The following is a 7,898-nucleotide window of genomic DNA, read 5'->3' as shown; positions in this document are numbered from 1 at the left end:
ATACATATCAATATGTACTTCGTCTTCATCCTGTCTAACAATAACTCCACGTGTAAAATTTTCTTTACGCAAAATATCAGTTAGTCCGTCCTTTAGCTGATTTTTGGAGGCCATTCCTACAATTCCATAACAATCAACTGCAGCCCCACCTGCAATTGTTGCAATTACTTCATTCGAAATATCAATTTGACCGAATTTCGTATTAAGTTCGATGGACATCTTACTTCCCCCTTTGGAAAATACTCCTTGGCTAAAATCATTTTACTATATACTTTGTCATTTTGAAAGCTAGACTCTAGCCTCCTTATTATAACTTACCGCTCTATAGTGTATGTCAAGGATTTTTTCTTGAAAGACACCTATTGCAATATGAAGGGTTGTATGATAAATTATTAAAGTATCTTTTAATGTCTACAAATTTATTAATTTCGAGACATTAAATCAAAATGGTCATCTAACATAGCAATGAAAGCATGAAAAATAGCTTCAGCTTATGTGTAAGGAGGGAAATAATATGCCACGTAAATGTGTAGTCACTGGTAGAAAAACAACAACAGGTAATGCACGTTCCCATGCAATGAACGCTAACAAGCGTACTTGGGGTGCAAACCTTCAAAAAGTACGTATCCTTGTAGACGGTAAACCAAAGCGTGTTTGGGTATCTACAAGAGCGCTTAAATCTGGTAAAGTAGAACGCGTATAATATGAAAAGACATCCATTTGGATGTCTTTTTTAAATGCAATAAATAAAGCACCCTTGACAGGTGCTTCGTTTTCTTGCTCGACTCGCTTCAATTTTTCTTAAAGGTTCCTAACATTGCGCGTACGATACCGCCTAAAAATCTAGGCAGTTTAATTGTATAAAATCTCATATCACGTGTCCCTCCTCACGATCTCACACATCCATCTTATCCTTCGCCATTATCATCTTATTCAAATAAATATGATAAGTACTAATAATTTGGGAACTTAATCTTTACTTCTTACAACCATTATTATGCCTTTTGAAAATAAAAAATTCCCAATATCGTTAATAAGTTCATTACTAATACATAGCGTGGACCCCATAGGAACATGCTGATCCTTTAATGGATACTTAAATCCTTTTAAGGTCAGACCGGTAATTTCCATAGTTAGAGGGATAAAAGAAACATATTTAAACTGAAGGTTTCTCCTGATTTCATGATTTCCCGGTCCTTTAATATAGATGATATTACTTTGGTCAATAATTTCGATTTGAGTATCTTCATCTTGAAGTAATGGTTTAACAAGAAGCTGTATATTAGCTAAAAAGTGGTCTAATCTTCCGCCCGTTGCCCCAAATATGCGAATTAATTCGGGCTTCTGTTTGATTGCCCAGTTTAATGCTAATTCCATATCCGTTTCATCTTTCTCAGGCATGTACCGTTTCAAGTCTGCAATATGCTCCTCAATCATGGCCATTTCCTCATCTGAAACCGAATCAAAATCCCCAAAAGCGATCGATGGATGTATCTCGAATGAGAGAAGGGGTAAGACGCCTCTATCAACTCCTACCCAAATATCCCCTTCTTGCTTGTAAATACTCAAATTTGGCAGCAGGGTTACCGGACCACCCGCAAGTATATTAATAATCACTTTTACCATCTCCATTATAAAAAGCGCAAGCGCCTCGGTCACCCCCGACAAGCACNNCCTTTCAGGATTGGCTTGTGACCTTGAGGTCAACAAAAACGCGGCGTCCTCCCAAAAGCTCTACTTTTGGTCGTGCGATATATTGCTGTCGAAGACTTCCTTATCCTGTCGCATTGTCGACACTAGTACGTCCTGTACGTCGAGGGTAGGCGCTGGAGCTAGACTGTTCTCAAAGTCGTGTAAACTTACACTTTCTCGCTATTGGAAAAAAGGCTGACTCATATTATGGGGAAAACCCCATAATGGAGTTGTTCCCTCGAGTCAGCCTTGAAAATTTAGTGAATCATATTGCCTTTTATTGCTGCAATTGCTTTGGCTCGATCCTTTTGACTGTATACAGCGGAACCTGCAACTAAAACATTAGCACCTGCCTCAATACATAGCTTTGCCGTTTCTTCATTTACTCCGCCATCTACTTCAATTTCAATGTTTAATCCTTTTTCGTCTGCCATCCTTTTGACTTCTGTAATTTTTGGAAGAACAGATGAAATGAATTTTTGACCGCCAAAGCCAGGGTTAACTGTCATAAGCAAGACCATATCAACATCCTCGATGATGTGCTCAATCGTATTTACCGGTGTTGCTGGATTTAATACAACACCAGCCTTTACTCCCAAGGACTTAATAAAATGTATAGTCCGATGGAGATGTCGGCATGCTTCCACATGGACGGTAATATAATCCGCTCCCGCTTTCGCAAATGCCTCAATATATTGATCAGGATTTTCAATCATCAAATGGACGTCTAAAGGCAGCTTTGTAACCGGTCTTATCGCTTCAACGATAAGCGGACCAATCGTAATATTTGGAACAAAGTGTCCATCCATTACATCCACATGGATATAATCTGCTCCCCCTTTTTCTACATCTTTTATTTCTTCCCCAAGTTTGGCAAAATCAGCTGATAATATCGATGGTGCAACTTTCACCATAATTAGTACCTCGGCTTTCTATCTTTAATTTCCTGCAAAAATGTTTTGTAGTGTTCATATCGATAAAGTGGAATTTCATGATTATCTACCGCTATTTTCACTGCGCATTTTGGTTCTGCTAAATGAAGACATCCTCTGAATTTACAATCCTCACTATGCTGCTGAAATTCGGGAAAACAGAAATTTAAATCTTCCAACTCAATATCGATAAACTCCAATGAACTAAACCCTGGAGTGTCGGCAACTAGACCGTTGCCAACACTTATTAATTCAACATGTCTAGTAGTATGTTTCCCCCTGCCTAAATGAGAGGAAATATCATTTGTCTTTAATTCAAGATCTGGCCTTAAAGCATTTAGCAAGGAGGATTTTCCTACTCCTGATTGTCCGGCAAAAACAGAGATTTCGCCATCCAAAAATGGTGACAATTCTTTAATCCCTTCCTCTGTTTCAGAAGAAGTTAATAAAACTTGATAACCAGCTTTTCGATACTCATTCGCATAGGTTTGGATTTCCTCGTTTTGTTCATCATTTGTTAAATCCATTTTTGTAATACAAATAATCGGTTTAATATGATTAAATTCTACCAATACAAGAAACCGGTCTAGCAGTGACGTACTAAAGCTTGGTTCAACTGCTGAAAATACAAGAATTGCTTGATCTACATTAGCGATAGGCGGCCTGACAAGCTCATTTTTCCGCTCTTTTACTTCTAATATATAGCCTTCTTTATTATTTTCAGCTTGAAAAACGACTTCATCACCGACAAGAGGAGTCACATTATTCTTCCGAAATACTCCCCGTCCACGGCATTGGACAGTTTCATTATCACTTATTACATAATAAAAACCGCTTAATGCCTTAATAATTTTGCCCTCAGGCATAGCAACACTCCTTACTCTTAAGTTTATTTAACATTCGTTTGAGGAGCACCTTTAACATTATTCCGAAAATGGCACGTATTGCTGATCAATTAACTCATTGTCTCTTCTTACTTGGTAAACTGCTTGTTGTCCAGCAGCAATCGTAAATTCGAGTGTAAATGTCCTAGTCTCTGTAATGTACTCCGTTAAAGCGGGTTCATTCAAATCACTTACCATGTCATCAATATAAATTTGAACTTCCTGTGGATGGCCATCCTCAGAAGGCGCATATGGAACAATGATATCTTTACGAACTATTTTTGGCGGTATTTCCTCTTTCCCTTTAGAAATAACGACCTTCACTTTTTTCCCTTTTGATAACTCCGTGCCTGAAGGAGGATCTTGCGAAATAACATTTCCTTCCTGTACATCATTTGAGTACGCCTCTGTTATTTCAATTATTATCCCATAATCTGCCTCATACTCTTGGAGCCCTTTTTTATTGTACCCTTTTAAATCTTTTAATGTTATTGGAGTAGGTCCCTTACTTACGATAAATTCTAGTACCGTTTCCTCAGGAATGACTGATTCACCTTTTTCGATGTTTTGGTCGATTATTTTCCCTGAAGGAATGACCTCATCATATACTTCCTTTTTATCAATAAATTTAAAATCTTCTACTCCTAATAACCTAAACACATCATCATAAGAGTGATCGGTATAATCTGCCATTTCAAACTTTTCCTTGCCCAAGCTTTCATAAATATCAATATCTGAACCTTCTTTAACAGTCTTTCCTGCTTTAGGTTCAGTCCTAATGACTAGGCCTTCATCCCATTCCTCATCGTTTATCCGAATTGGTTCATTTACGTGAAATCCTGCCGCTTCCAGCTCAGCAATTGCTTTATCAATTTCATCGCCAGTTAAGTCTGGAACTTCCACTTCCTTTGGTGAAAATAAACCGGGAAGAACAAAAACTACTAAAATTCCTAAAATAATTAGGCCAATAAAAGTAGAAACTAATATTGCTGGCCATTTCTTTTTCTTTTCCTTTTTCTTTTCCTTTTTCTTTTCCTTTTTCTTTTCCTTTTGCGGTTTAGTATCATCAGCATGGTGAACGGCTTTCCCGTGAACAACTGTCTCATCTCTAGCCGGAAAAGAATGCTCATCTGTAATAATAGGAATAGCCTTTGTTGCATCATTATCGACCGGGATCATAAAAATTGCCTCATCTATTCGATCCGGATCAAGGCTTGAGCTTAAATCGTCCTCCATTTCTTCCGCACTTTCATAGCGATGAAATGGATCTTTTGCCGTTGCTTTTAATACAATGTTTTCAAGGCTTTGCGGTATGGATGGATTCCATCTCCTTAATGAAGGTGTTTCAGATTGCAAATGCTTTAAAGCAATGGAAACAGCTGACTCACCCGAAAATGGCAGCCTTCCCGTCAGCAACTCAAACATCACAATTCCAAGAGAATAAATATCAGACTTCTGGTTTGCCATCCCGCCTCTTGCTTGTTCGGGCGATAAATAATGAACAGACCCAAGAACTGAATTCGTCTGGGTTATGCTTGTCGCACTTAAAGCCATAGCGATGCCGAAATCTGTAATTTTTACATTTCCGTACTGGTCTATTAATATATTATGAGGTTTAATATCTCGATGTATAATATGATTTTGATGAGCATGAGCAATGGCAGAGGTCAGCTGCTTCATAATCTCAATTACTTTTTCAACACGGACAGGACTGTTTTGCAGTATGTATTGTTTCAATGTTTGTCCATCGACATATTCCATGACAATATAATAAAGAGAATCCTCTTCACCGACATCGAAAATACTAACGATATTAGGGTGAGCAAGACTTGTTGCCGATTGAGCTTCTCGGTGAAAACGACGAATGAACTCCTCATCATTAGCAAAATCAAGGCGAAGCATCTTAACTGCCACATCACGGTCAAGAATCATATCATGAGCTAAATATACATTAGCCATACCGCCTCCGCCGATGACCTCAAGAATCTTATACCTTCCGCTAATTCTTTTTCCAATCATCATAGACGTTCACCAGACTCATTATCAAAAAATTCAACAATGGCCAATGTAATATTATCCTCGCCGCCATGATTATTAGCTAAATCAATAAGAGCAGCAGCCTTTTCTTCCAATCCTTGACTATCCGTAAGTATATGAATCATTTCTTTCTCCGTCACCTTATTGGAGAGACCGTCTGAGCATAAAAGCAAAAGGTCATCCTCCTCAAAAATGATTGTCTTAAAATCCATATCTACAGTTTCTTCTGTTCCAAGCGCTCTTAATACAACATTTTTCATCGGGTGATGCTCTGCATCCTCTTTTGAAATTTGTCCAGAACGGACTAATTCATTTACGAGTGAATGGTCGTCTGTTAGCTGCTGAAAACCATTTTCATTTAGAATATAGCAACGGCTATCCCCAATATTAGCAATGGTAGCAAAATGTTTTGTACAAATGGCGGCAACAAGCGTTGTCCCCATCCCTTCACATTCTTTAGTATTTCTTGAATGTTCGAAGAGGACAGTATTGCCCTTTTCAATACTGATCCTTAACCATTCTTCCGCTTCATCTGCTGTCCTGATCGATTCTGTTTCTCCCCATAGCTTCTGCAAATTCGTTAAAGCCATTTCACTTGCAACATCTCCCGCACGATGACCGCCCATGCCATCTGCTACAATGGCAAGGCGCTGGCCGCTGCGGTTTAAAAATATTCCACCATTATCCTCATTATGCTGACGAATTCTGCCTCGGTCTGTCTTAAAAACAGCTTTCATCTTGTCACCTCGTCTCCTCTTTTCGCTCCTTCGCACGAAGTTGTCCACATGCTGCATCAATATCATGACCTTGCTCTCTGCGAATCGTTACATTTACACCATGATTTTTTAATGTCTTTTCAAATTTAAAAATTTGTTCCTTCGGTGTTCTGACATAATCCCGTTCAGGAACATAATTAACTGGAATTAAGTTAATATGGCATTTAATTCCTTTTACTAATCTTGCTAATTCCTCTGCATGCTCCACCTGGTCATTTACTCCACCGAATAAACCGTACTCAAAGCTGACACGTCTTCCGGTTTTATTTACATAATAACGGATGGCTTCCATTAAATCTGGCAACTTATATGCACGATTAATAGGCATTAGTCGGCTTCTAAGTTCTGAGTTTGGTGCATGGAGAGATAGTGCGAAATTGATTTGCAGATTTTCGTCGGCAAATTGATAAATCTTCGGAATGATTCCACTTGTTGATACAGTAATATGGCGGGCCCCGATATTTAGCCCTTTATCATGATTAACAATTTTTAAGAAGGAGAGCATTTGATCATAATTATCAAAGGGCTCGCCAATCCCCATTATAACGATTGAACTAACTCTTTCCTCTGTTTCATCTAATGCCTGCTGTACTTTTACGACTTGAGCAACGATTTCTCCTGCTTCTAGGTTCCGCTTTAATCCCCCTAGAGTGGATGCACAGAATGTACAGCCAATTCTGCAGCCTACCTGGGTTGTTACACAAACAGAATTGCCGTATTCATGCCTCATAAGAACGGTCTCAATCGAATACCCATCATGAAGTTCAAATAAAAATTTAATCGTCCCGTCTGAGGATTGCTGTTGAATAATGGTTTTCAAAGTCGTTAATGTAAAGGAATTAGATAGCTTATCCCGTAATCCTTTAGATAAATTGGACATATCCTCAAAGCTTAAAATTCTTTTCGTATAGAGCCAATCAAAAATTTGATCGGCACGAAACGTCTTTTCATTCATTTCTGCTAGCCAGGCTTTTAACTCATGCAGCTGTAAAGAATAAATGGACGGTTTTTGTTCAGTTGTTACTTTTTTCTCAGTTGCTTGTTCCATTCATTATACCTTCTTTCTTAGACAGGCTATATAAAAGCCATCAGATCCAATATGTTGCGGTAAAATTTGAAGCTGATACCCATTTACAAATGGTCGTATGGCCTCAGGCATCCGTTCCTTCATCGATAGATCACCTTCAAATTCTTCGTTTTCATTTAAAAAAGCTTCAACAACTTTCTCATTCTCTTCAAGATCAACCGTACAAGTACTATAAACTAGATTACCACCTTTTTTCAATAAAGGAGAAACGGCAGCTAATAAGTTTTTTTGCACGGCTGCCAATTGGAAAATATCTTCTTCTTTTTTGGTATATTTCATATCGGGCTTTCTTCTCATCACCCCTAGACCTGAGCAAGGAGCATCTAATAATATTTGATCAAAAGATGCTTGTTCAAAATGACCTTGAACCTTTCTGCTGTCAAGGGAAGTTGCCGTTATATTGGTTAATTTAAGTCTTGTTGCATTTTCCTGAATTAATCTTACTTTATGATCATGTAAATCAAGAGAAATAACTTGACCAGTGTTAGAA

At 38.2% G+C, this 7,898-nt stretch carries 10 protein-coding genes; 1 reads left to right on the top strand and 9 read right to left on the bottom strand.

What is annotated here, in order from left to right:
* Window positions 1–219, bottom strand: a 219-nt coding sequence (locus V7149_RS23020) for an Asp23/Gls24 family envelope stress response protein (protein ID WP_335347911.1), incomplete at its 3' end; no start/stop codon positions are given.
* Window positions 220–514: 295 nt separating this feature from the next.
* Here V7149_RS23020 and rpmB point away from each other — a divergent pair.
* Window positions 515–703, top strand: coding sequence for a 50S ribosomal protein L28 (rpmB, locus tag V7149_RS23015; protein ID WP_335347910.1), 189 nt, complete (start codon window positions 515–517; stop codon window positions 701–703).
* An 88-nt stretch (window positions 704–791) separates the two neighbouring features.
* Here rpmB and spoVM read toward each other — a convergent pair whose 3' ends face one another.
* The 8 genes from spoVM to V7149_RS22975 form a co-directional block, all read right to left on the bottom strand.
* Entirely contained in the window at window positions 792–872 is an 81-nt protein-coding gene (spoVM, locus tag V7149_RS23010) for a stage V sporulation protein SpoVM (protein ID WP_066289202.1), read from the bottom strand.
* 97 nt (window positions 873–969) lie between these two features.
* Window positions 970–1,617: a thiamine diphosphokinase gene (locus V7149_RS23005; protein ID WP_335347909.1), complete on the bottom strand. Its 648-nt coding sequence runs from the start codon at window positions 1,615–1,617 to the stop codon at window positions 970–972.
* A gap of 332 nt (window positions 1,618–1,949) precedes the next feature.
* Window positions 1,950–2,606, bottom strand: coding sequence for a ribulose-phosphate 3-epimerase (rpe, locus tag V7149_RS23000; RefSeq protein WP_335347908.1), 657 nt, complete (start codon window positions 2,604–2,606; stop codon window positions 1,950–1,952).
* Between the two features lie 2 nt (window positions 2,607–2,608).
* The gene (gene rsgA / locus V7149_RS22995; RefSeq protein ID WP_335347907.1) at window positions 2,609–3,490 is read right to left on the bottom strand and encodes a ribosome small subunit-dependent GTPase A; all 882 of its coding nucleotides are present in this window, start codon (window positions 3,488–3,490) and stop codon (window positions 2,609–2,611) included.
* A 57-nt stretch (window positions 3,491–3,547) separates the two neighbouring features.
* On the bottom strand, window positions 3,548–5,530 hold the full coding sequence (gene pknB / locus V7149_RS22990) for a Stk1 family PASTA domain-containing Ser/Thr kinase (protein WP_335347906.1): 1,983 nt from the start codon (window positions 5,528–5,530) through the stop codon (window positions 3,548–3,550).
* Complete coding sequence (locus tag V7149_RS22985) at window positions 5,527–6,282, bottom strand: Stp1/IreP family PP2C-type Ser/Thr phosphatase (protein WP_335347905.1); 756 nt, start codon at window positions 6,280–6,282, stop codon at window positions 5,527–5,529. Before V7149_RS22985 ends, pknB begins: the two co-directional genes overlap by 4 nt.
* A 4-nt stretch (window positions 6,283–6,286) precedes the next feature.
* Window positions 6,287–7,369, bottom strand: coding sequence for a 23S rRNA (adenine(2503)-C(2))-methyltransferase RlmN (gene rlmN, locus V7149_RS22980; RefSeq protein WP_335347904.1), 1,083 nt, complete (start codon window positions 7,367–7,369; stop codon window positions 6,287–6,289).
* A gap of 3 nt (window positions 7,370–7,372) precedes the next feature.
* The coding region (locus tag V7149_RS22975) for a methyltransferase domain-containing protein (protein WP_335347903.1) at window positions 7,373–7,898 on the bottom strand (526 nt) is incomplete at its 5' end.

It is taken from the genome of Bacillus sp. JJ1503, from assembly GCF_036965125.1.
Taxonomy (GTDB): domain Bacteria; phylum Bacillota; class Bacilli; order Bacillales; family Cytobacillaceae; genus Cytobacillus.
The sequence above is the reverse complement of the archived record's forward strand: the minus strand, read 5'-3'. Positions and strand labels throughout refer to the sequence as shown.

Coding starts and splice junctions, on each gene's coding strand:
- rpmB (WP_335347910.1), top strand. CDS start 515: ATGCCACGTAAATGTGTAGTCACTGGTAGAAAAACAACAACAGGTAAT.
- spoVM (WP_066289202.1), bottom strand. CDS start 872: ATGAGATTTTATACAATTAAACTGCCTAGATTTTTAGGCGGTATCGTA.
- rpe (WP_335347908.1), bottom strand. CDS start 2,606: ATGGTGAAAGTTGCACCATCGATATTATCAGCTGATTTTGCCAAACTT.
- rsgA (WP_335347907.1), bottom strand. CDS start 3,490: ATGCCTGAGGGCAAAATTATTAAGGCATTAAGCGGTTTTTATTATGTA.
- pknB (WP_335347906.1), bottom strand. CDS start 5,530: ATGATGATTGGAAAAAGAATTAGCGGAAGGTATAAGATTCTTGAGGTC.
- V7149_RS22985 (WP_335347905.1), bottom strand. CDS start 6,282: ATGAAAGCTGTTTTTAAGACAGACCGAGGCAGAATTCGTCAGCATAAT.
- rlmN (WP_335347904.1), bottom strand. CDS start 7,369: ATGGAACAAGCAACTGAGAAAAAAGTAACAACTGAACAAAAACCGTCC.